Genomic DNA, 23,141 nt, shown 5'->3' on the forward strand with positions numbered 1-23,141 from the left:
GTCAAAACAGACACATGTTTTTCATATCCAACGCACTTCTTATGCGAACACGGGAAACCCGTTTTCAGAAAGAAGCCAGATACAACGTCCGTCTTACCTTGCACCCTGGGGTGCACCCGGCTGGGCCGGGGGCGCCGCCAGTTCGACCTTAACCGAGGTCATCTTCATATCCAGACGCTGAATAACCACGCTGGTCATATCGATACCATTAATGCCGAGCAGGACCGAGGAACGATCCAGCAAAATGGTGGCACCACGTTCGCGCATCACGCCCTGCAGAACCGGGCCGAGGGCCTGTTCAATCTGGGACTGGGCCTTCATCACGCCGCCCTGGATCATCGCACCGCGCTTCTGGACCTTGTCCTGAAAGGACGCGACCTTGGTCTCGAAATCCTTAATACGGCGGGCTTTGACATCGGCAGCCAGAATGGCCGACTGCTGCTGAAGGGCGACTTGCTCCTTCTGCAGGCTGGCTTTCTCGGCCTTCAGATCGCCGGAAACCTGATTGTTGAGGGCTTCGACCTGACGCTGCATGTCGTGGCCGACCTTGGATTCGGCCATCACGCGGCGCAAATCGACCATCAGGATGCGGGCCGCCGGGGCCCCGCCCGCGGGCGGTGTGGCCGGTGCGGCCATCGCCGTATCGCCAAGCGCAGCGGCAAAAAACAGACTGCCCAGGAACAACCCAGCCGCAATCAGACGGCGCGAATGGAAACTTGTCTTCATCATGGATTTAGAACCCCGTACCGGCACTGAAATGGATGATTTCCGTCTTGTCGTATTTCGCCTTGGCAATCGGCAGGCCTAAGGCAATCTGCACCGGGCCGAACGGCGACTTCCAGGAGATGGCAATACCGGCAGAGGCGCGGAAGGCAAGATTGTCTTTGATGCACATGCTGGAAGAACATGTCCGGCTGAGGCCCTGGGTCTGGCCCAACGTACCGAAATCGGAGAACAGCGCGAACTTCATACCGTAATCGGCGGGCAGATAGTCGGGCAAGCGAATCTGCGCTGAACCGACAGCATAGAAGTCACCACCGACCGCGCCGTAACTGCCGCTGACCACCGTGTCACGCGGACCGATACCGGCGATCTTAAAGCCGCGGAAATCGTCACCCCCCTTGAAGAAGCGCTCCTGAATCGGCACGGCGGTGCCGCCATAGCCCTGCAGGAAGCCCGAGGACAGCGTCAGCGAACCGACATAGTCATCGCCGATCAGTTTGCGATAGGTGGTCAGTGAGGTTTCCGTCTTGAGGTACTTCATCGTACCGCCGAAGCCGGCCAGATCCTGGTTGAACGAGAACAGATAGCCGGAGGTCGGCTTCATCGCGTCATCCAGCGTGTTGTAATAGAACGAATAGCCGATCGCCGAGGTAACACGGTTACCCACCGCCGAAGTCACGGCGTAAGACGCGCTCGAATAGGCGTTCACCTGACTGAAACGCAGGGTGTAATGCAGACCGACGCTGCCATATTCCGAGGTCGGGAAGCCGATACGGAACGATGCGCCGGTGACGTCACTGCGATAATCGGCCTGATTATACTGGGTGACCATCTTGTAGAGGTCGACACCGGCGGCCAGCGGACGATCCATGAACCACGGCTCGGTATAGCTGACCTGGAACTGCTTCGACACTGTCGACGCCGCGATCGAGGCACGCAAATACTGGCCGCGACCAAACATATTGCGCTCGGTATAGGCCACTTCGCCGATGAACGAATAGCTCGACGAATAACCGGCACCAACCGACAACTCGCCGGTCGAGGTTTCGGTCACCGCCACGTCCAGATTGGTGCGGTCGGGGCGCGAGCCGGTCGAATTCTTGATCGACACATCCTGGAAGAAGCCCAGGGCGCGAATACGGGTGCGCGAACGATCGACCAGTTCACGGTTAAAGGCATCGCCTTCGGTCAGACGCAGCTCGCGACGGATGACTTTGTCGAGGGTGCGGGTGTTGCCGGTGATGTTGATCTTCTCGACATAGACGCGCGGGCCCTGTTCGATATTCATCAGCACGTCGATGGTGTGCTTGTCCGGATCACGGCGCAAACGCAAATTCACATCGGCGTTGGCATAGCCTTTGGTCCCCACGGCGTTGACCAGTGCGTCCTTGGCTTTGCTGACGCGGTCTTCGTCGTACAGGTCGCCGTCTTTGATCTGCACCAGCGGGCGCAACGCCTGCGACGGCAGTTCCTTGACGTGGGAGACAATCTCGACCTTGCCGAAATTGTATTTCTTGCCCTCGTCCACCGTGAAGGTGATGTAGAAGCTCGAATGATCCGGCGTCAGCTCGGCCACCGCCGAAACCACGCGGAAATCGGCGTAACCCTGACTGACATAATAGCGGCGCAACTGCTCGCGGTCATACATCAGCCGGTCAGGATCGTAATTGTCGTTGCTCGACAGAATGCGCCACCAGGCCGATTCTTCGGTGACAACCTTGGTGCGCAGCACATCATCGCTGAACGCCTTGTTGCCCGAGAAGGTGATGCGCGACACGCCGGTCGAAGGGCCTTCCACAACCGAATAAATCAGGTCAACGCGGTTTTGCGGACGCTGAATGATCTGCGGATTGACCGACGCGGCAAACCGGCCATTACGGCGATACAGCTCGATAATGCGCTGGACATCGGACTGCACCTTGGCGCGGGTGAAGACCAGACGCGGATGCAGCTGAACTTCTTTTTCCAGATCCTTGGTGGTGACCTTGGAATTGCCCTCGAAATCGACCTGATTGATGATCGGGTTTTCGGCGACATGCAGGGTCAGGGTGCCATTGTCCCAGGCAATCTTGACGTCAGAGAACAGCCCGGTGGCATAAAGCGCCTTCAGGGCCTTGTCGCCAGCCTGATCGCTGTAGGTGTCCCCCTCGTGCAGGGTGATATAGGACAGCACGGTGGCCGGCTCGATACGCTGCGCCCCCGTCACCGCCAAACGCCGGATAACGCCAAGCACTTCGCTCGACGGTGCCGCCGAAGCCGGCGCCGGCGCGCGGCGCGCGGGCCCGGAGGATTGCTGTGCCAATGCCGCCGCCCCGAACAGGACGAACGCAGAAGCCCCCATCATCAGGGTTGCCACCCCCATACGGGCCGGGGCAGCACATTTTACTGGTGCCTGACGCACACGGGAAAACAGGGAATTTGCGTTCATCAACACGTTTCTAACCTGCCTAAAATCCGAGAAGCGCAATACAAGCGCCCCGGCGTGGGGGAGGAGAATGGGAAAAAGTTGCTACCGGATCAAGTCGTTCAATGTAGCAAAAACCATCAAACCCAAAACCAGCAACAGCCCAACCCTGAAACCGAACTCCTGGACCTGCTCTTTTAGCGGACGGCCCAGCACCAATTCGCATGCATAGTACAGAAGATGCCCACCGTCGAGCAGGGGAATCGGAAAAAGGTTGATTAGACCGATGCTTACAGAAATGAAAGCTATGAGATAGAAAAGATCATAAATCCCGTAAGACGCGGCAGACCGCGCCATCTTCGCCATTCCGACCGGGCCACTCAACTGTTTGGTATCGGCCTGATGCGAGATCATTCGCCACACATATGTCAGTGACATATCGGCGATCCACCAGCACTGGCTGGTCGAGGCAATCGGCGCCCGCCACGGCGAAAGCGGAATATATACCGAGTTTTCCGGGCTGGGCTCGGGCGGGGAAACACCCATCCCCATGGTGCGGATTGCCATGCCAAAGGCGTCTTTATTGTCGATCTGGCGCGGGGTCAGATGGACCGTAAAACTCTGATTTTGGCGATAACTGGGGCGCTGCACGACCAGTGTCATCGGCTCGGTGCGATGCCCGGCAAGATGATGGTCAACCGCGGCATGCAGTTCGGCGAACATGCGGATCTTATAGCCGTCGATGGCGCTGATATGGTCGCCGGGCTGCAATCCGGCCTCGGCCGCCGGGGAACGGGGCGACACCGCCCCCACCGTCGAGGACAGCGCCTTGGCCCCCGGATAGATAAACAGCACCGAAAATAATACGATCGCCAGCAGGAAATTGGCCACCGGACCGGCCACCACGACCAGTGCGCGCGACAGAATCGGCTTGAGGTGGAACGCGACGGCCTTCTCGGCCTCGGTCATCTCGGCGATGGCCTCGTTGTCCGGGGTCGATGCGGCACCGGCATCCCCGACGAATTTGACATAGCCACCCAGCGGCAGCCACGACACCTTCCAGCGCGTGCCTTTACGGTCGTTCCAGCCGAAAATCTCACCACCGAAACCGATGGAGAAGACGTCAACCCCCACGCCGCAAGCCCGCGCCATCAGAAAATGGCCCAGTTCATGGAAGAACACCACGAAAGAGACCACCACCACGAAGGCTGGCAGTCCCAATGGCGCCCAGGTAATCACGTCATGCAGCCAAGCCGACATTCATTCATCCATCCATCACCGACCGGACCGGGCAGCGCCCGGCCGACGGCCCCATTTCAACAAACTGCCGTTACACCATCATCCGCCGGCACACCGCAGCGGCCCGTTCGCGCGCCGCCGCATCCACGGCCAGCACCGCGCTTAAGCTATCCGCCCGGGCGGCAGCATCCGGGCTTTCGTTCAGTGTCCGTTCGACCACGCGGGGGATTTCCAGAAAGCCGATCTTGCGTTCGAGGAAAGCGGCCACCGCCACTTCATTGGCGGCGTTTAAGATTGTGGTCGCCGCCCCGTCCATCCGCATCGCCTCAAGCGCAATGGCCAGCGCCGGGAAGCGCACCGGATCGGGCGTCTGAAAGGTAAGCTGGCCCAGCGCGGCCAGATCGAGCTTACGCGAGCCGGAAATGATGCGTTGCGGCCAGGCCAGCGCGTGGGCAATCGGCGTGCGCATATCGGGGGCCGACAGATGGGCCAGCGTCGAGCCATCGGTATAGGTGACCAGACAATGCACCGTCGACTGGGGGTGGATCACCGCATCAAGCTTTTCCGGCGGCAGATTGAACAGGAAATGGGCCTCGATCAGCTCCAGCCCCTTATTCATCATGGTGGCGCTGTCGACCGAGATCTTGGCCCCCATCGACCAGTTGGGATGGGCCACCGCCTGCTCCGGCGTGGCGGCGCGCATACGCTCGACATCCCAGTCGCGGAACGGCCCGCCCGACGCGGTCAGGGTCACCTTTTCGACCTCGGCCTCGCCCGAGCTGCCATAAACCTGAAAGACCGCGTTATGTTCCGAATCAACCGGCAGCACCAGCGCACCGCTTTTGGCGATGGCCGCGCCGAAGACATGGCCCGCCGCCACCACACATTCCTTGTTGGCCAGCGCCAGCGCTGTGCCGCGCGATACCGCCGCCAGTGCCGGCTCGATCGCCGCCGCGCCGATAATCGCCACCATGGCCATATCGGCAGGGCGCGACGCCGCCGCGATGATGGCCTGACGCCCGGCCGCGATTTCGATCCCGGTGCCGGACAGACCGTCTTTAAGTTCCTGATAGTGGCGTTCGTCGCCGATCACCGCCAGGGCCGGTTTCACGCACTTTGCCTGTTCGATCAACAGCTTGACGTTACTGCCGGCGGTCAGCGCCACGATTGGAAAGACATCCTTGCCATAGGTCTTGCGGGCGGTGGCGACCACATCCAGCGTGTTAACGCCAATCGAACCGGTCGAACCCAGAACCGTCAAACGTCTGGCCAGCACCTCGTCAAGCGAGAGGGCAGAGGCAGGGTGACGACGAGCGGCAAGCGCTTTCATGGGTGAACTCCCAATAACGAATCAAGATTCAGGTGAAAAACAAAAATCGTCACGGCCAGAACGGCAACCGCCGCCAGGGTGGAATCGATGCGATCCAGTACCCCGCCGTGACCGGGGATCAGATCACTGCTGTCTTTGACGCGGAAGCGGCGTTTGAAGGCTGACTCGAACAGATCGCCAACATGGGCCGCCACCGCCAGCCCAGCGCCCAACGCCGCCGCCAGCCCGACCCGGCCGCCGACGATCAGCGCGATCACCACCGCGACAATCGCCGCCGCGGCCACGCCACCGAAGAAACCGGCCCAGGTCTTGTTGGGGGAAATTTTCGGGGCAAGCTTGGCCCCGCCGATCAGATTGCCCGCCACCAGCGCGCCGGTATCGGTGGCCCACACCATCAGGAACAGGCACAGGATCAGCCAGCTGCCATGGGGCAGACCACGCAGCGCCACCAGCGCCAGCGCCGGAATGCCGAGATACAGCGTGCCAGCAGCATGCCATAACGGGTGATTGCGCCGGGCGGCCTGAAAGGCGGCAATGGCGATCACCGCCACGCTTAAGACCAGCGCCGCGGGCCAGATCCGGCCGTAAAACAGGAAATCGGCCAGCGCAAACACGATGGCCGCGATGCTGAAACCGGTGACGCGCGAGGGATGGCCACTGACGATCTTATGCCATTCACGCATCGCCAGCGCACTGGCCAAGGCTGCCAGTGCCGCCACCGACCAGGTGCCGACAAACAGTGCCGCCAGCGCCAGCGCGGCCAGCAGAACGCCAAACACCGGACGGGCGACCCAGTCACGACGCCGTTTCGCGGCCTCGGCAGACAAATCCGCCGCGCCCGCCGGGCTGCTTTCTGAAATGCTCTCGTCCGATCCAGTCACGCTACGGCTTCCGGCAAGGCACCAAAGCGCCGTTCACGCTGGGAAAAAGCCGCCAGCGCCTCCATAAACGCCGCACGACCAAAGTCCGGCCACAGCGTATCGACAAACAACAGCTCGGCATAGGCCGACTGCCAGAGCAGGAAATTGCTAAGCCGCCGCTCGCCCGAGGTGCGGATCACCAGATCCGGTTCCGGCGTGCCTGCGGTGAACAGGCGGCCTGAGAGCATTTCCGGCGTAATGGTTTCGGGATCAAGCCGGCCTTCGGCGGCCTCGCGCGCCAGATCACGGGCGGCAGCGGCGATTTCTTCCTTGCCGCCATAATCAAAGGCAAAGGTCAGATTGAGGCCGTGATTGGCTTTGGTGCGGCCTTCCGCATCCTCGATCATGCTACGGATATCATCGGCCACCCGCGAACGGCTGCCGATAATGCGCATATGGACGCCGCGGCCGATCAGCTCGTCGACATCTTTCTGGAAATAGAGCCGAAACAGCCCCATCAGCGCCCCGACCTCGGTCGGGGGGCGCTTCCAGTTTTCTGACGAGAACGCATAAAGGGTGAGGTTTTCCAGACCAATATCACAGGCCTGGCGCACGACCTCGCGCACAGCCGAGACCCCGGCGACATGCCCCGCCTGACGGGGCAGATGACGCTTTTTCGCCCAACGGCCATTACCATCCATGATAATGGCAACGTGACGCGGCAAGGGTTTTTGGCTGGTGGGGGCCATTCACACTCCACTGTTCACTGAGAACCGGTCGATAGGGAAACACGTTTCCGGCCGTCGCCCGCTACCCGCTACGTCCGCCCACACGACCTGCCTGAAAGCTAGTCCAAAAGGCAACCCATGCTGGCCTGATGCGCCGGTTAATACAAGGCCAGTGCACTACACCTGCATAACTTCGCGTTCTTTACCTTCGAGCATCTTATCAATCTCGCCGATCGCACCATCGGTGAATTTTTGTAGCTCGTCGCCAAACTTGTGCTGCTCGTCTTGGCTGATGTGATGGTCTTTTTCCAGCTTCTTGAGCAGATCCATACCGTCACGGCGGACATTGCGCACGCTGACACGGGCCTGTTCGGCATATTTGTGGGCCAGCTTGACCAGTTCCTTACGGCGATCTTCGTTGAGTTCGGGGATCGGAATCCGCAACAACTGGCCATCGATCTGCGGATTGAGGCCCAGACCGGAATCCCGAATCGCCTTATCGACCGCCTTAACCATGCCCTTATCCCAGACCTGGACCGTGAGCATGCGCGATTCCGGCGCCGATACCGTACCAACCTGCGTGATCGGCATGCGGTTGCCATAGGCCTCGACGTTAACCGGATCGAGCAGCGCAGGACTGGCCCGCCCGGTGCGCAGGCCCGCCAAATCCCCTTTGAGGCCGCTGACAGCGCCCTTCATACGGCGATTATAATCGTCCTTGTCATATGTTGCAGGCATAAATTCCTCCCAATCCGATCAGGGGTCATAGAATTACGCGTAACGCCGCCCGGAACAAGTGTGCGGGCGGGTTATCCGCATAAAAACGTAAAATGCGGCCATCCAGATCAAGCCCCATGAGGCGTCTGGCCAGCCGTGCGATTACTCGCCAGCGATAATTGTCGAACGACCTTCGCTGCGCAGAACGCCCGAGAAAGAACCCGGTTCGTGAATCGAAAAGACCACAATCGGAATACCATTATCGCGCGCCAGACTGACCGCGGCAGCGTCCATCACCTTGAGATCACGCGCCAGCATATCGCGATAGGTCAGCGTGTCATAGCGCTTGGCATTCGGGTTCTTCTTCGGATCGGCGTCATATACACCGTCAACCTGTGTGGCTTTCAGGATCGCCGAGCAGTCCATCTCGGCGGCGCGTAAAGCGGCCGCCGTGTCGGTGGTGAAGAAGGGATTACCGGTACCGGCGGTGAAGATCACCACGCGGCCACGGTTCAGATGGTGAATGGCGCTGCGATGGGTATAGGTTTCGCAGATCATGTTCATCGGAATGGCCGACTGCACAACACATTCGACCCCGATGCGGTTGAGCGCGGCCTGCATGGTGAGGGCATTCATCACCGTGGCCAGCATGCCCATATAGTCGGCGGTGGTACGCTCGACGCCTTTGGCGGCACCGGAAACCCCGCGGAAGATGTTACCGCCACCGATCACCATACAGATCTGGGTTTCGGTCAGCGCGGCGTCTTTAATGTCGGCAGCAATGCGATCAACGGTCGGCATATCGATGCCAAATGCCTGATCCCCCATCAACGCTTCGCCGGACAATTTCAACATCACACGATGGAACTTCGGCGAATTTGACGACATATTTTTCCCTCGGCAGAAACGTCCGCGAAATACGGCGGACAGGTATAGCAGGTAAGAAACCGCCCTGTCTCGGTTAAGACAGGGCGGGGGTAAAACTTCAGTGGCCGGCCAGCTTGCTGACTTCTTCGGCGAAATCATCCGCCTTTTTTTCGATGCCTTCGCCAACCTTGTAGCGAACGAAGCCGGTCACTTCGACCGGGGCACCAATATCCTTGGCGGCTTCCTTCAGCACGTCTTCGATCTTGGCCTTGCCGTCGATGACGAAGACCTGCGACAAGAGCACATTCTCTTCGTAGAACTTGCGCATCGCACCTTCGAGCATCTTCTCGACGATGTTAGCGGGCTTACCGGCGCTCTTCTGGGCGACGATGTCGGTCTGGACCGAACGCTCATGCGCAACGACATCCGCCGGCAGGCTTTCGACCGACACGGCCAGCGGGGCCACGGCGGCAATGTGCATGGCAAGCTGGCGGCCCAGATGGGTCAACTTCGCCTTGTCGCCTTCCGACTTCAGCGCAACCAGCACGCCGATCTTGCCCGCTTCCGGGGTCACAGCGCTGTGGACATAGGTCGCGACCACACCCGGATTGACCGACAAAGCCTGCACGCGGCGCAGGGCCATGTTTTCACCGATCTTGGCGATCAGGTTGGTCAGGGTGAGCTGAACCGTATCGGTACCGGCAAACGGCGCCGCCAGCAGCTTTTCGGCATCGCCATCAACAGTGAGCGCAATCTCGGCAGCCTTCTTGACGAAATCCTTGAATTCGTCGTTGCGGGCAACAAAGTCGGTCTCGGCATTGATCTCAACGGCAACAGCAGCGCCATCTTTGGCGGCAATACCAACCAGACCTTCGGCAGCAGCGCGACCGGCCTTCTTGGCGGCCTTGGACAGGCCCTTCTTGCGCAGCCAGTCGATGGCAGCTTCCATATCGCCGCCCGTTTCGGTCAGGGCACGCTTGCAATCCATCATGCCAACGCCGGTCTTTTCGCGCAGATCTTTGACTGCCGCTGCGGTAATATCCGCCATCACATCCTCCGTCGAATTGGGGTTTTGCGAACGCCACCCGGCCCAGTGGACCGAGTGGCGCCCGAAATCATTGATACAGGTCGATTAAGACGCTGCCACGTCAGTCGCAGCCTCGGCCACCACGTCCACCGGCGCTTCGTCCGGCAGGATGTCGGCTTCGCCGAGGTCAACGCCCGCCGCCAGCTGGCTCTCGGACAGACCATCGATCGCCGCACGGGCAACCAGATCGCAATACAGGGCCAGCGCGCGCGAGGCGTCGTCGTTACCGGGAATGGGGAACGAGATGCCATCGGGATTGCTGTTGGAGTCGAGAATGGCAACAACCGGAATGTTCAGCTTGCGCGCTTCGGCGATCGCGATCGATTCCTTGTTGGTGTCGATGACGAACAGCATGTTGGGCAGGCCGCCCATTTCCTTAATACCGCCCAGCGAACGCTCAAGCTTTTCCTGCTCGCGGGTCAGCATGAGAATTTCTTTCTTGGTACGGCCCGAGGTTTCGGGCGCGCCGAGAATTTCTTCGATGGTGCGCAGGCGCTTGATCGAATTCGAAATGGTCTGCCAGTTGGTCAGCGTGCCGCCGAGCCAGCGGTGGTTGACATAATACTGGGCGCAGCGCTTGGCCGCAGTGGCAACGGTATCCGACGCCTGGCGCTTGGTGCCGACGAACAGAACGCGACCGCCCGCCGCCGTCGTGTCGCGAATGGCCACCAGGGCCTGATGCAACAACGGAATGGTCTGGGTCAGGTCAATGATATGGATGTCATTGCGCGCACCATACAGGTACGGCGCCATCTTCGGATTCCAACGCTGGGTGCGGTGACCGAAATGCGCGCCCGATTCCATGAGCTGGCGCATTGAAAATTCTGGCAAAGCCATGTTCTTACTTTCCTTTTCCGGTTAACCTTACGCGAGGATGTCACCCTTTCGGGCACCGGATGGGGCACGGGGAACACCCCCGCGAACCCGCCTCGCGTGCGGAATGGGCGGGTTATAGGGGCAGACGGCCCCCTGTGCAAGATTGTTTGCGACAGCCGGACGCACAAATTCCACGTCGATTACAACCATAAGCTATTATGAAGTGCATCCAACCAGGACATAGGCGGCATCTGTAATGTGAATGCAGCCCCCCTAGCGTGGATCGAGGATAGTGGGCGGCATGGCATCAACTTGGGGGGAGCCGACTTTTGTCACAGTACCTGCGTTCTAACCGTGAAGTTTCGTTTACCATATCCCGATCTGCCGGAAAAAGCTGGCCGCTGGCGTTGTTGATCGGCACCAGCCTTGCCGGGTTCACCCCCACCTGGGCCAACACAGCCTGGGCCAACCCTGCAGAAACCGCCCCCACGGGCTTCAACCAGTACCATCCGCAGGCCCAGGCCCACCGCATCACTGCGGCCGAGGCCCCGACCATCGACGGCGATCTGTCCGATGCGGTCTGGCGGCAGGCGCCGGTGATCGACCGTTTCTATCAGGTTGACCCAAAGGAGGGCGCACCGGCCAGCGAACGCACCGAAGTGCGTATGCTCTATGACGCCGGGACACTTTATATTGCCATCAAGGCCTATGACAGCGAACCGGGCAAGATTGTTTCCCGCATCAAACAGCGCGATGGCGACATCACCAAGGATGACAGCGTCCGGATTTATCTCGACCCCAACCACAAGGGACGTGACGCCTTTGTTTTCGGCATCTCCCCCTCCGGGGCGCGCTATGACGCCCTGCTGAAGAACAATTACGAATTCCTCGACAGCTGGAACACGATCTGGACCGCGAAAACCCGCATCACCGCCGATGGCTGGCAGGCGGAAATCGCCATTCCGTTCCGCAGCATTTCCTTTCGCGACAAGGGAGACTGGGGGCTGGATATCTGGCGCACCATCCGGCGCAAATCGGAATATGTGCGCTGGTCCAACGTCAACAAAACGCTGGGGGATTACAACATCAGTCAGGAAGGCACGCTGTCCGGCATCGGCGATATCGACACCGGTATTGGTCTGGATGTGCAGGCCTTCGCGCTGGGCCGCTATCAAAACAGTGACAGTGGTAAGGATGGTTTCAGCCTGCGCCCCAGCGGCAACATCTTTTACAAGATCACCCCATCGCTAACCGGCACACTGACCGCCAACACCGATTTTTCCGATGCCCCGCTGGATGACCGCAAGGTCAACACCTCGCGCTTCTCGCTGTTTTATCCGGAACGGCGCGATTTCTTCCTGCAGGACGCCCCGAGCTTTGAATTTGGCGGCGTGCCGCTGTCCGACGATTATAATGCCATGCCGTTTTTATCGCGCAACATTGGCATTCTGAATGGCCATGGCGTCAACATTCTGGGTGGGGCCAAGATTTCCGGCAACGAGGATGGCTATGGCATCGGGGCGCTCAGCGTGCGCACCGCAGGCACGGCAGAAACCGGCGAACAGCAGCTGTCGGTTTTGCGTCTGACCGCGCCGGTGCTGGCCGAATCCAAAGTCGGCATGGTGTTTACCGATGGCGATCCGTCGGGGGCGGCCACCAACCATGTGGCGGGAACCGATTTTCAGTATCTCAACTCGCATCTGTTCGGCGACAAGATCCTGCAGATGGATGGCTATTACGAACGCAGTTTCGACAGTATCAAAGGCGATGGCGACAGCCTTGGCGGTGTCATCTCCCTACCCAACGAACCATGGGGGGCCTATTTCCGCTTCAAGCAGGTCGGGCAGAAATATAACCCGGCGCTGGGCTATGTCTCGTGGAACAGCATCCGCGATTATCACAGCCAGCTGAGCTATGAACAACGTTACAACGACAGCGTATTGCGTTCGGTTACGGTGGTGCCGTTTCTGGAAGGAACCACCGGGCTTGATAACAAGCTGGAAACCTATGATTACGGTATGCTGGTGCAGCTGATCACGGCCGATGCCGACACGCTGCAACTTAAATATTATCACTATGATGATCGTCCGCACAGCGACTATAATCTGCCCCACAGCATTACCATTGCGGCGGGCGAATATTATCAGACTTCGTACTTCGCCGAGCTGACGACATCAAAAGCCCGTCCGATCTATCTGGACATGGTCGCCGAATATGACGCCAATTATTATGACGGGCACCGGCTTTATATCGATACCACCCTCAAGACATCGCCCAGCAATGATGTCGAGTTTGACATCGAACATGTCATGAAGATGATCGAAGTGCCCAATGGCGATGTGACCGTGCATATCGGCATGATCGACGGGGCATGGAACTTCACCCCCGATATGACGCTGCGGGCGCAGTTACAATACGACAATATCAGTCAGGACTTTGCCGCCTCGCTGCGCTATCGCTGGGAATGGCAGCCCGGCACCGAACTTCTGCTGGTATATGGCGAAGACGCCCTGCTGGACGAGGGCTATCATGCCAAGACCTCAACCTTCTCGGTCCGGGTCGGCAAAACGTTTCGGTTTTAAGGCTGAACCATCAGCAGACAGACAAAGGCCGGTTTCACACCGGCCTTTTTTTCTTAAACCGACTCGACCTCCACCACGGCGTATTTTATTTGCGTGATGGCCCCCGGCAGCCTTCGGGCTTAAACCGACTCGACCTCCACCACGCCTGGCAGCCCGCGGAGGGTTTCCTTCATATCCATCGTGACCTGATAGCGTTTGGGCAGCGCGATTTCGACTTCCTCGCCCGTTCCGCCCGGCACAATCAGCGAAACGATTCCCTTGCCCGGCTTACGCAGCTCGCCCGCCAGCGCCGACAGCGACGTGGTATCACTTAAGCGGATGCATAATCCCTCGCCCGCACCGGAGGCCGCGGCATCCAGATCACTGATCGCCAATGCGCGCAGCTTGAGATCCTCGCCCTCCCAATCGGCTGACACCACCACCTGCACCGCGCTGCCTTCTTCCAGCAACGGGCGCGCGGCAATCAGCACTTCGGAAAACAACATGACCTCGAACATGCCGGACGGATCGGACAGCGACACAAAGGCGTAGGGCTGATCGTTGCGCCCGCGCCGTTCGCGTTTATGGATCACGGTACCGGCGAGCACGGCGCGAAAGGCCGAGCGGCGGCGGTCTTCCTGCAACTGGGCAATCGGCACGATACCCAGTCGTTTCAGCGCCACGCCATAGGCATCAAGCGGATGGCCCGACAGATAAAAACCGATGGCGGAAAATTCTTCACTTAAGCGTTCATGCGCGGTCCAGTCCTTGACCGGCGGCAGCCGCAACTCGGCATCCTGCCCGCCACCCGCGCCACCAAACAGGCTGGCCTGACCGCTGGAGCGTTCTTCGGCTTTACGCGCGGCACGGCTTAAAATCAGCTCGGCCGATTCCAGCATCTGTTTGCGGTTGGGATTGAGGCAGTCGAACGCCCCGGCGCGGACCAGATTTTCATACGCCCGCTTGTTGACCATGCGCGGATCAACGCGGGTGGCAAAATCGGCCACCGACTTGAACGGCCCGCCTTCGGCCCGCAACGCCACGACATGATCCATCGCCTGTTTGCCCACGCCCTTGACGGCAGCCAGCGCGTAATAGACCTCGCCCGCGGCAGCATCGCAGGCAAAGGTGGCATCAGAACGGTTGATATTGGGCGGCAAAACCTTGACGCCGAGGCGCTGAGCCTCCTGCCGGAAGACGTTAAGCCGGTCGGTCACCCCGATATCGAGCGACATCGACGCGGCCAGAAATTCGACCGGATAATTGGCTTTCAGATAGGCGGTCTGATAGGCGACCTGGGCGTAAGCGACGGCGTGCCCCTTGTTGAAACCGTAACCGGCGAATTTGGCGGCCTGATCGAAAATCTGATCGGCCACTTCAGGCAGAATATCGCGCTTCTTGGCACCCTCGATAAAACGGGCGCGCTGCTTATCCATTTCGGAGGCGATTTTCTTACCCATAGCGCGGCGCAGCAAGTCGGCTTCACCAAGGGTGTAACCAGCCAGCTCGCGGGCGATACGCATGACGTCTTCCTGATACGTCATCACGCCATAGGTTTCTTTTAAGATCGGCTCCATCGCGGGATGGAGATATTCCGGCGCTTCCTTACCATTTTTACAGGCGATGTATTTCGGGATCGAATCCATCGGCCCCGGTCGATACAGCGCCACCAGGGCGACCAGATCATTGATATGGTCAGGCTTCAGCTTGCGCATCAGATCGCGCATGCCGGTGGATTCAAGCTGGAACACGCCGACGCTGTCGCCCTTGGCCAGCATGTCGAAGCTTTTCTGGTCGGTGAAGTCGAGACTTTGGGCGTCCAGTTCAATGCCACGTTTGGCCAGCAGCTTCTGGGCCGTGGCAATCACTGTCAGGGTTTTAAGGCCGAGAAAGTCGAACTTGACCAGACCGGATTTTTCCGAATCCGCATAGTCGAACTGCGATACCGGCACGTCGGATTTCGGATCGCGATAGAGCGGCACCAGCTGGGTCAGCGGCCGGTCGCCAATCACCACACCGGCCGGATGGGTCGAGGTGTGGCGGTAAAGCCCTTCGACCTTCTCGACAATCGAGAACAGCTTGGGCACCTGCGGCTCGGTCTCGGCAATCTGCTGCAGCCGGGGTTCCATCGCCAGCGCATCTTTCAGCGCGATCGATTTACCCGGCGGGGCCGGGATCAGTTTGGAGATCTTATCGACCAGCCCAAGCGGCATTTGCAGCACGCGGCCCACGTCACGCACCGCAACGCGGGCCTGCAGCGACCCCAGCGCCATGATATGGCCGACTTTATCGGCACCGTATTTGTCGCGCACATAATACACGACTTCTTCGCGACGCTCCTGACAGAAGTCGATGTCAAAGTCCGGCATCGAAACGCGTTCCGGGTTGAGGAAACGTTCGAACAGCAGACCAAAACGGATCGGGTCAATGTTGGTGATGTCGAGTGTCCAGGCCACCAGCGAGGTACCGCCGGAACCACGCACGCCCACCGGAATGCCCTGTGCGCGCGTCCACTTCATGAAGTCGGACACGATCAGGAAGTAACCCGGGAAATCCATCTTGATGATGACATCAAGCTCGAATTCGAGCCGGTCGATATAGACCTGATCTTCGGCATATTTGCCGTGTTTTTCGAGCTTGCGCTTTAACCCGTCAAAGGCCTGCGCCCGAAGCTCGTCCGCCGCGGGCAGGCCCGATACCGGCTCGAATTTCGGCAGCAGCGGATCGCGTTTCTTGGGGCGATAGGCGCAGCGGCGGGCGATTTCAACGGTGTTGGAAATGGCTTCGGGCAGATCGGCGAACAATCTGGCCATCTCGTCCGACGATTTGAACCAATGTTCGGGCGTCAGGCGGCGACGTTCTTCCTGGGTAACGAAATTGCCTTCCGAAATGCACAGCAAGGCATCCTGGGCTTCGTAATAATCCGCCGTCGGAAAATAGACATCGTTGGTGGCGACCAGCGGCAGATCGTGACTATAGGCCAGATCGATCAGCGTGCTTTCGATGGCGCGCTCTTCCGGCATGCCGTGGCGCTGCAATTCGACATAAAGCCGCCCCGGAAACAGCGCGGCCAGCTTTTCCAGCAGCACACGGGCGGCATCGGGCTGATTGGCGTTGAGCAGTTTGCCCACCGGGCCATCCACCGCACCGCCGGTCAGCGCAATCAGCCCTTCGGTGTTGTCCTGAAGCTGGGCCAGCGTGATGTGGGGCCAGTCGCCCTCCTCCACATCCAGATAGGCGGCGCTGATCAGTTTGAGCAGGTTGAGATAGCCCGCCTGGTTCTGCACGAAAATCGGCAGATAGGGCGGTTTGGGCCGCGAGCCTTTGATCTGCTCGTTCGACGGATCAAACGCCACCAGACAACCGACGATCGGCTGAACCCCGTTCTTGCACAGGGTGTCCGCAATCTCGAACGCGCCAAACAGATTGTTGGTGTCGCAAAAAGCCGCTGCGGGCATGTCATAGCCGCGGGCCAGCTTGGCCAGAGTTTTCTGACGCACCGCCCCCTCGAGCAATGAAAACTCGCTCTTCACCCGAAGATGGACAAATTGTGGGGTCTTTTGCTCTGCCATGGCACGCCTTTACCTAATGACGTACAGGTAACGCTGCCGAGAGGCTTTGGCGAGAGCCCGGCACGCCCAAGACCGCCGCATCCACAAAAAGTTTCGTCACCAGCAATCGCAGCAGCACAGTCCTACAGAGATCATAATGGCTCGGCACCGAGCTTTTCCCGCCAGAAACGCTCCCGCTCCACCAGCCATTTCTGCCTGGCAAAGGCGGGCAAACCTTCTTCTGGCTCCTGCAAACATTCCAGAACGTCATAGGATAAACCATCTGCCCCCTGCGCTGCCCAGACCGCCTGCAGGGTGCGGCTCAGAAAACCGCCATTCCGCAGAGAAAATGCCATCTGGTTCTGTTGTGCGGCCATGTTTCGTGACTGCCCGACCCAGATCTGACCGGATGCGGCACAGCGCAGCGCGTAAATCCCTACAACAACATCTCTCTTCTTACAGGCTGCGGCAGCCGCCTTCCGGGCAACACTATCCATAACCACGCTCCTTTTTATCCGGATAAAATTGACAAAGCCATTATTACCCGGATAAAAATACAAAATGCAAGTCAGGATTAGCGCGAAATGCCCGTATTAACCTACACAGCCTTTTGTAATGGTCGCCAGATTGCCACCGGAGCATTGGCTGAAATCGTCACCGCCATCGCACAGGCCGCATCTGCCACCCTCGCCGACGCCGTTCAGGTTTTCACTGACAGCAATGGCGAGATCATCGAACTGGATCTGCGCGGCAGCCCGGCAGAGATTGTCGCCCGTCATCACCAACCCACAGCCGAAGCGCCACCCGCCACCGGCCAGACAGAAGCCACACAGCAAACCGTAACCGGCACCCGGGGGCGGCCGCGTCTAGGTGTCGTACCACGCGAAGTCACTTTACTGCCACGCCACTGGCAATGGCTGAGCGAACAGCCTGGCGGAGCCTCGGTCGCCTTACGCAAACTGGTCGAACAGGCCCGCAAGCAGAGCGAAAGTCTCACCCAACATCGCCACGCCCAGGAAGCCGCGTACCGCTTCCTGACAGCCATTGCCGGAAACCTGCCCGATTATGAAGAAGCCTTGCGGGCTTTATTTGCTGGGGATCGCGACCAGTTCGCATCGACAATGGCATCGTGGCCACCGGATATTGGCCGCTACGCCCAGAAGCTGGCGTTTAACGTTTAACAGCCGACACCCATCCGTATCAGCCGATCACCATGCCGGACGCGGCATTAACCAGAATGTAAGAGGACGCCATAAAAACCATCAGCCCAACGCCCGCCGCCATATCGCGTAACCAGATCATATTAGCCTCCCGTTTTCGATAGTAGGACGCTAGCGTTCATTGTTTGTTCCGTCAAGAACAAAAACGGAACGCGCGGCACTGCAGCGCGGAAAAGCGGCGCGCTGCGACCACATTCATCCAGATATGATGGCGATCACGCAGAAGGGATTTCCCTCAACACGGGTAAAATTCTATTCCGAACAATAAGATAGAAAAAACTGGGATGGGGCAGAGAACATGACACAGCACAAAACCCGCGCAGGGTTTACACGGCGCGATGCGCTGGCGTTCAGCGCGGCAACCTTGGGGGTCAGTGCGGCGGCGGGGGCCGTACAGACCGGCGCGGCCACCAAAGACGCCGAAAGCACGCTGACGCTGTGGTATCAGCAACCGGCCAAAGTGTGGACCGAGGCCCTGCCGATCGGCAACGGGCGGCTCAGCGCCATGGTCTATGGCGGCACGGCGCGCGAAGAACTGCAACTGAACGAGGAAACCCTGTGGGCGGGTGGCCCCTATCAGCCCGCGCATAAAGGTGCCGCCGCCCATCTGGCCGATGTGCGCCGCCTGATTTTTGACGGCAAATACAAAGACGCCGAAACGCTGATTGATGCGGAAATGATGGGCGTGCCGCCGCGCCAGATGTCGTATCAGACTATCGGCAGCCTGATCCTGACCGAGGAAGATGGCCCCGTCACCGGTTATCGCCGCAGTCTGGATCTCGACAGCGCGCTGGCCCGCACGGTTTACAGCCGTGGCGGCGTACGCTTCACCCGCACCTGCCTTGCCAGTCCGGTTGATGATGTGATTGCGCTGGAAATCCGCGCCGATACACCCCATGCGATTGCGTTCAAACTGGGTTTCACCACACCGCAAAAGGCTTCGGTTTCATTCGACGGCACCGACATGCTGCTTTGTGGTGTGAACCAAAGCCAGCAGGGCATCCCCGCCCGCTTACGCTTTGTCACCCGCGTGCGCGTGCTGAACGAGGGCGGCAAGATCGAGACATCCGGAGATACGCTGACCGTAAGCGGTGCCAGCTCTGTGGTGATCCTGATCGCGGCGGCGACGAATTTCAAAAACTACCACGATGTCAGCGCCGATCCCGATGCCATCGCCAAAGCCGTCATCGAAAAGGCGGCCATCAAACCGTTTGACGCGATCAGAAAGGCCCATAGCGCCGAACATCAGCGCCTGTTCCGCCGGGTGCAGCTGCATCTGGGTAGTGGCGCGGATATTCTGCCGACCAATGAACGCATTGGCGCCGAACCGGTGAGGGATGATCCGGCCTATGCGGTGCTATATTATCAGTATGCGCGCTATCTCATGATCTGCAGTTCACGCCCCGGCACCCAGCCTGCGGGGTTACAGGGGTTATGGAACGACAAGCTGAGCGCGCCCTGGGGCGGCAAATACACCATCAATATCAATACCGAGATGAATTACTGGATTGCCGAACCGGGCAACTTACCTGAATGCGTCGAGCCACTGGTGGCGCTGGTCAAAGATATTGCCGAAACCGGCGCAGTCACCGCGCGCGAACAGTATGGCGCACGCGGCTGGGTCTGCCACCACAACACCGACATCTGGCGCGCCACAGCGCCGATTGATGCGGCCAAATACGGCACCTGGCCGATGGGCGGGGCATGGTTGTGTCTGCATCTGTGGGACCATTACGACTATAGTCTTGATACAGAGTTTCTGGCCGGGGTGTACCCGCTGCTGAAAGGTTCCTGCCAGTTCTTCCTCGACACTCTGGTGGCCGAACCCAAGCATGGCTGGATGGTGACCTGCCCGTCGATGTCGCCCGAACACACCCACCCGTTCGGCACCATGATCTGTGCCGGCCCGGCCATCGACACGCAAATCCTGCGCGATCTGTTCGACGCCACGGTAAAAGCGACGCATATTCTGCATACAGATGATGCCTTCGCCGCCGAGGTCACCGCCCTGCGTGCCCGCCTTGCCCCCGATCATATCGGCAAAGCGGGGCAGTTACAGGAATGGCTGGAGGATTGGGATATGGAGGCCGATGACCTTCATCACCGCCATGTCTCGCATCTTTATGCCCTGTTCCCCAGCCATCAGATTTCGCCGCAGGCCACGCCCGAACTGGCGGCGGCGGCGCGCAAATCACTGGAAATTCGCGGGGACGAGGCCACCGGCTGGGGCACCGCGTGGCGCATCAATCTATGGGCGCGTCTGGGCGAAGGCGATCACGCCCATAAAATCCTGCGCTTCCTGCTCGGGCCGCAACGCACCTATCCCAATATGTTCGATGCCCATCCGCCGTTTCAGATTGACGGCAATTTTGGCGGCGCCAATGGCATCACCGAAATGCTGCTGCAAAGCCGGGGCGATACGCTGTTCGTGCTGCCTGCCCTGCCCGCCGCGTGGCCGACGGGATCGGTCAGCGGCCTGCGCGCCCGTGGCGGCATCGGCGCCGATCTGGTGTGGGCCAAGGGCAAACCGACCAAGCTGACACTGACGGCGAAGGCCGACAAAACCCTCACCCTGCACCATAACGGCAAAAAAACGCAGGTCGCACTAAAAGCCGGTAAATCACAGCGCGTTAAGGTGTGATGACGGGGGGCACGACATCCACCGTCAGTGACAGCCATAACGTCTCCTCCCCCGTCGTAACGGGGGAGGTGGCTGGCGTAGCCAGACGGTGGGGGTGAAGACGCGTGTGGGACAGATGCGAAATGCCGAACTGCGAACCACTGCGCAGGCCAAATTTCTGCGTCGGAATATGCCCCATGCCGAAGCGCTGCTGTGGTCCCGGTTGCACCCCCTCCGTCATGCCTTTGGCATGACACCTCCCCCGCATCGCTGGCGCTTGCAGGGGAGGAGAAAAAATTCATCCTTCGACTTAGCTCAGGATGAGGAATTTTCTACCGCACAAAACACGCCCTCATGCTGAGCTTGTCGAAGCATGAGCCCTCATCCCGAGCCCGCCTGAAGAAAGTAAAACGCCCCCTACTGCGCCACCAGCACGCCGTCTTTGAGCATCAAAGCGCGGTCCATACGGGCGGCAAGGTCGCTGTTGTGGGTGGCGATCAGGGCAGCGACGCCTTCGGTACGCACGGCCTTGAACAGGGTATCGAACACGCCTTCCGCCGTTTTGGGATCAAGGTTGCCGGTCGGCTCGTCCGCCAGCAGAATCCGTGGCCGATTGGCCAGCGCCCGGGCAATGGCAACGCGCTGCTGTTCGCCACCGGACAATTGCGCCGGGCGATGGCTGGCGCGATCTGCCAGCCCCATCAGCCCCAGCAGCCGCAGCGCTTCAACCTTAGCCGCCGCCTTGGACTTGCCGGCGATCATCTGCGGAATGACGACATTTTCCAGCGCCGAGAATTCCGGCAGCAGATGATGGGCCTGATAGACGAAACCGATGGTCCGCTGACGGATCATCGTGCGAGCCCGTTCACTGGCGCGGCTGACCGGCTGCCCCTCGATATAAATCTCGCCAGCGGTCGGCGCTTCCAAGAGCCCCGCAATATGCAGCAGCGACGACTTGCCCGCCCCGGACGGGCCGACCAGCGCAACGATCTCGCCCGCCATCAGGGTGGCATTTAAGCCGCGGAAGATTTCCAGCGTACCGGCACCTTCGCGAAAACTGCGGGTGACGGCTTCCAGCCGCAAGGCTTCGGATGCCGCCACGGATTGGCCCATCTCACTCATAACGCAACGCCTCCACCGGATCGAGTTTGGCCGCCCGCCACGACGGATAAATGGTTGCAAGGAAGGTCAGCGACAGGCTCATCGCCACCACGGCGGCCACCTCGCTGAAATCCATTTCGGCTGGCATTTTGCTTAAGAAATACACTTCGGGGTTAAACAGCGTGGTACCGGTCAGCGTCGATAAGGCTTGCCGTATCGCCTCGATATTGGCGCAGAACGCCACCCCGATCAAAAGCCCCACCAGCGTGCCGATCACCCCGATGGAAAGCCCGGCAATCAGGAAGATGCGCATCACCGAACCGCGGCTGGCCCCCATGGTGCGCAAAATCGCAATGTCGGCGGATTTATCTTTGACCAGCATATAAAGGCCGGAAACGATGTTGAGCGCCGCCACTAAAATGATCAGCGTCAGGATCAGGAACATCACATTGCGTTCGATCTGTACCGCATCGAAAAAGGTCGAATCCCGGTCATGCCAGGTGGTCACGCGGGCATAAGGGGCCACCACACGGTTCAGCGCGGGCACCAGATCATCGACCGTATCGGCGTTGGTCGTCATGATTTCGATGCCGCTGACGGCGTTGCCGACATTGAAGAACAGCTGGGCCTCGGACAGCGGCATGAAGATATACATTTTGTCATACTCGCTCATGCCCATCTTGAAGATGCCCGCCACACGATAGGATTTGATGCGCGGCGTGGTGCCAAAGGGCGTCACATCACCCTGCAGCGACATCAGGGTAATTTTCGATCCGACCTCAAGCCCCAGCCGCTCGGCCAGCCCGGCGCCGATCACCACACTGTCGCCACTGTCGAAATTGTTCAGCGCGCCGGGTGCCAGGGTCGAAGACACCATGGAAAAGCTCTTCAGATCCGCCGTCTTCATGCCGCGGACCAGCACACCGGCATTGACATCCCCGGCGCTGGCAACCAGCTGGGCATCAATCACCGGGGTGGCCCGCGTGACGCCGGGCACCTTTAACACATTGGCGGTGATGCGGTCATAGTCGGCAATGCCGCCGCCGACGCCCTGCACCACGGCATGGCCCTGCACGCCCAAGATGCGGGCCAGCAGGTCGTGCCGGAAACCGTTCATCACCGACATGACGATGATTAACACCGCCACCCCGAGCGCAATCCCCACCAGCGAGATGATCGAAATAACCGAAACAAAGCCTTCGGTCTTTTTGGCGCGCAAATAGCGCAGCGCCATCATCCATTCAAAGGGGGCAAAAGGGCGGCTGGCCGCCACGGGGGGGGCAGAATCGGACATTTGGGCACTTTCGGCGAAAGGTC

At 59.7% G+C, this 23,141-nt stretch carries 18 protein-coding genes; 3 read left to right on the top strand and 15 right to left on the bottom strand.

What is annotated here, in order from left to right; genetic code table 11:
• Positions 1-93 precede the first annotated feature (93 nt).
• The 10 genes from ACZ5RI_RS13790 to rpsB form a co-directional block, all read right to left on the bottom strand.
• Entirely contained in the window at positions 94-729 is a 636-nt protein-coding gene (locus ACZ5RI_RS13790) for an OmpH family outer membrane protein (RefSeq protein ID WP_464513779.1), read from the bottom strand.
• A 4-nt stretch (positions 730-733) separates the two neighbouring features.
• Positions 734-3,151 carry an outer membrane protein assembly factor BamA gene (gene bamA / locus ACZ5RI_RS13795; RefSeq protein ID WP_464513780.1) on the bottom strand — a complete coding sequence of 806 codons (2,418 nt, stop codon included), beginning with the start codon at positions 3,149-3,151 and terminating at the stop codon, positions 734-736.
• Positions 3,152-3,232: 81 nt separating this feature from the next.
• Complete coding sequence (locus tag ACZ5RI_RS13800; RefSeq protein WP_464513781.1) at positions 3,233-4,387, bottom strand: M50 family metallopeptidase; 1,155 nt, start codon at positions 4,385-4,387, stop codon at positions 3,233-3,235.
• Positions 4,388-4,457: 70 nt separating this feature from the next.
• Positions 4,458-5,696 (bottom strand): 1-deoxy-D-xylulose-5-phosphate reductoisomerase, encoded by a 1,239-nt coding sequence (gene dxr / locus ACZ5RI_RS13805; RefSeq protein WP_464513782.1) that lies wholly within the window; start codon positions 5,694-5,696, stop codon positions 4,458-4,460.
• Positions 5,693-6,577 carry a phosphatidate cytidylyltransferase gene (locus ACZ5RI_RS13810; protein ID WP_464513783.1) on the bottom strand — a complete coding sequence of 295 codons (885 nt, stop codon included), beginning with the start codon at positions 6,575-6,577 and terminating at the stop codon, positions 5,693-5,695. The genes dxr and ACZ5RI_RS13810 overlap by 4 nt, the downstream gene beginning before the upstream one ends.
• Positions 6,574-7,305 carry an isoprenyl transferase gene (locus tag ACZ5RI_RS13815; RefSeq protein ID WP_464513784.1) on the bottom strand — a complete coding sequence of 244 codons (732 nt, stop codon included), beginning with the start codon at positions 7,303-7,305 and terminating at the stop codon, positions 6,574-6,576. Before ACZ5RI_RS13815 ends, ACZ5RI_RS13810 begins: the two co-directional genes overlap by 4 nt.
• A 156-nt stretch (positions 7,306-7,461) precedes the next feature.
• The gene (frr, locus tag ACZ5RI_RS13820) at positions 7,462-8,022 is read right to left on the bottom strand and encodes a ribosome recycling factor (protein ID WP_464513785.1); all 561 of its coding nucleotides are present in this window, start codon (positions 8,020-8,022) and stop codon (positions 7,462-7,464) included.
• Between the two features lie 141 nt (positions 8,023-8,163).
• Complete coding sequence (gene pyrH / locus ACZ5RI_RS13825; RefSeq protein WP_464513786.1) at positions 8,164-8,889, bottom strand: UMP kinase; 726 nt, start codon at positions 8,887-8,889, stop codon at positions 8,164-8,166.
• Between the two features lie 97 nt (positions 8,890-8,986).
• Positions 8,987-9,916 (bottom strand): translation elongation factor Ts, encoded by a 930-nt coding sequence (tsf, locus tag ACZ5RI_RS13830; protein WP_464513787.1) that lies wholly within the window; start codon positions 9,914-9,916, stop codon positions 8,987-8,989.
• An 84-nt stretch (positions 9,917-10,000) separates the two neighbouring features.
• Complete coding sequence (gene rpsB, locus ACZ5RI_RS13835) at positions 10,001-10,792, bottom strand: 30S ribosomal protein S2 (RefSeq protein ID WP_464513788.1); 792 nt, start codon at positions 10,790-10,792, stop codon at positions 10,001-10,003.
• A 308-nt stretch (positions 10,793-11,100) separates the two neighbouring features.
• On the opposite strand from rpsB, the gene ACZ5RI_RS13840 reads away from it, so the two are divergent.
• Positions 11,101-13,353 (top strand): carbohydrate binding family 9 domain-containing protein, encoded by a 2,253-nt coding sequence (locus ACZ5RI_RS13840; protein WP_464513789.1) that lies wholly within the window; start codon positions 11,101-11,103, stop codon positions 13,351-13,353.
• Between the two features lie 119 nt (positions 13,354-13,472).
• Here ACZ5RI_RS13840 and dnaE read toward each other — a convergent pair whose 3' ends face one another.
• Both dnaE and ACZ5RI_RS13850 read right to left on the bottom strand, forming a co-directional pair.
• Positions 13,473-16,904 (bottom strand): DNA polymerase III subunit alpha, encoded by a 3,432-nt coding sequence (gene dnaE / locus ACZ5RI_RS13845; RefSeq protein WP_464513790.1) that lies wholly within the window; start codon positions 16,902-16,904, stop codon positions 13,473-13,475.
• Between the two features lie 131 nt (positions 16,905-17,035).
• On the bottom strand, positions 17,036-17,443 hold the full coding sequence (locus ACZ5RI_RS13850) for a GIY-YIG nuclease family protein (RefSeq protein WP_464513791.1): 408 nt from the start codon (positions 17,441-17,443) through the stop codon (positions 17,036-17,038).
• 24 nt (positions 17,444-17,467) lie between these two features.
• Here ACZ5RI_RS13850 and ACZ5RI_RS13855 point away from each other — a divergent pair, with 24 nt between their 5' ends.
• Together ACZ5RI_RS13855 and ACZ5RI_RS13860 are read left to right on the top strand one after the other, a co-directional pair.
• Positions 17,468-18,064 (top strand): DUF2239 family protein, encoded by a 597-nt coding sequence (locus ACZ5RI_RS13855; protein ID WP_464513792.1) that lies wholly within the window; start codon positions 17,468-17,470, stop codon positions 18,062-18,064.
• Positions 18,065-18,401: 337 nt separating this feature from the next.
• Entirely contained in the window at positions 18,402-20,744 is a 2,343-nt protein-coding gene (locus ACZ5RI_RS13860) for a glycoside hydrolase family 95 protein (protein WP_464513793.1), read from the top strand.
• Here the strand turns inward: ACZ5RI_RS13860 and ACZ5RI_RS13865 are convergent.
• The 3 genes from ACZ5RI_RS13865 to ACZ5RI_RS13875 all read right to left on the bottom strand — a co-directional run bounded on the left by ACZ5RI_RS13865 (position 20,734) and on the right by ACZ5RI_RS13875 (position 23,118).
• Positions 20,734-20,991: a hypothetical protein gene (locus tag ACZ5RI_RS13865; protein ID WP_464513794.1), complete on the bottom strand. Its 258-nt coding sequence runs from the start codon at positions 20,989-20,991 to the stop codon at positions 20,734-20,736. The two genes, ACZ5RI_RS13860 and ACZ5RI_RS13865, sit on opposite strands and share 11 nt — an antisense overlap.
• 149 nt (positions 20,992-21,140) lie before the next feature.
• The gene (locus ACZ5RI_RS13870; RefSeq protein WP_464513795.1) at positions 21,141-21,845 is read right to left on the bottom strand and encodes an ABC transporter ATP-binding protein; all 705 of its coding nucleotides are present in this window, start codon (positions 21,843-21,845) and stop codon (positions 21,141-21,143) included.
• Positions 21,838-23,118 (bottom strand): lipoprotein-releasing ABC transporter permease subunit, encoded by a 1,281-nt coding sequence (locus tag ACZ5RI_RS13875; protein WP_464513796.1) that lies wholly within the window; start codon positions 23,116-23,118, stop codon positions 21,838-21,840. The genes ACZ5RI_RS13870 and ACZ5RI_RS13875 overlap by 8 nt, the downstream gene beginning before the upstream one ends.
• Between the last annotated feature and the right edge of the window lie 23 nt (positions 23,119-23,141).

Source organism: Micropepsis pineolensis, from assembly GCF_055392125.1.

What these genes read in the sequence shown, in the direction of transcription:
- ACZ5RI_RS13790 (WP_464513779.1), bottom strand. Translation starts at nt 729, where the DNA reads ATGATGAAGACAAGTTTCCATTCGCGCCGTCTGATTGCGGCTGGGTTG.
- bamA (WP_464513780.1), bottom strand. Translation starts at nt 3,151, where the DNA reads ATGAACGCAAATTCCCTGTTTTCCCGTGTGCGTCAGGCACCAGTAAAA.
- ACZ5RI_RS13800 (WP_464513781.1), bottom strand. Translation starts at nt 4,387, where the DNA reads ATGTCGGCTTGGCTGCATGACGTGATTACCTGGGCGCCATTGGGACTG.
- dxr (WP_464513782.1), bottom strand. Translation starts at nt 5,696, where the DNA reads ATGAAAGCGCTTGCCGCTCGTCGTCACCCTGCCTCTGCCCTCTCGCTT.
- ACZ5RI_RS13815 (WP_464513784.1), bottom strand. Translation starts at nt 7,305, where the DNA reads ATGGCCCCCACCAGCCAAAAACCCTTGCCGCGTCACGTTGCCATTATC.
- frr (WP_464513785.1), bottom strand. Translation starts at nt 8,022, where the DNA reads ATGCCTGCAACATATGACAAGGACGATTATAATCGCCGTATGAAGGGC.
- pyrH (WP_464513786.1), bottom strand. Translation starts at nt 8,889, where the DNA reads ATGTCGTCAAATTCGCCGAAGTTCCATCGTGTGATGTTGAAATTGTCC.
- tsf (WP_464513787.1), bottom strand. Translation starts at nt 9,916, where the DNA reads ATGGCGGATATTACCGCAGCGGCAGTCAAAGATCTGCGCGAAAAGACC.
- rpsB (WP_464513788.1), bottom strand. Translation starts at nt 10,792, where the DNA reads ATGGCTTTGCCAGAATTTTCAATGCGCCAGCTCATGGAATCGGGCGCG.
- dnaE (WP_464513790.1), bottom strand. Translation starts at nt 16,904, where the DNA reads ATGGCAGAGCAAAAGACCCCACAATTTGTCCATCTTCGGGTGAAGAGC.
- ACZ5RI_RS13855 (WP_464513792.1), top strand. Translation starts at nt 17,468, where the DNA reads ATGCCCGTATTAACCTACACAGCCTTTTGTAATGGTCGCCAGATTGCC.
- ACZ5RI_RS13860 (WP_464513793.1), top strand. Translation starts at nt 18,402, where the DNA reads ATGACACAGCACAAAACCCGCGCAGGGTTTACACGGCGCGATGCGCTG.
- ACZ5RI_RS13865 (WP_464513794.1), bottom strand. Translation starts at nt 20,991, where the DNA reads ATGCGGGGGAGGTGTCATGCCAAAGGCATGACGGAGGGGGTGCAACCG.
- ACZ5RI_RS13870 (WP_464513795.1), bottom strand. Translation starts at nt 21,845, where the DNA reads ATGAGTGAGATGGGCCAATCCGTGGCGGCATCCGAAGCCTTGCGGCTG.
- ACZ5RI_RS13875 (WP_464513796.1), bottom strand. Translation starts at nt 23,118, where the DNA reads ATGTCCGATTCTGCCCCCCCCGTGGCGGCCAGCCGCCCTTTTGCCCCC.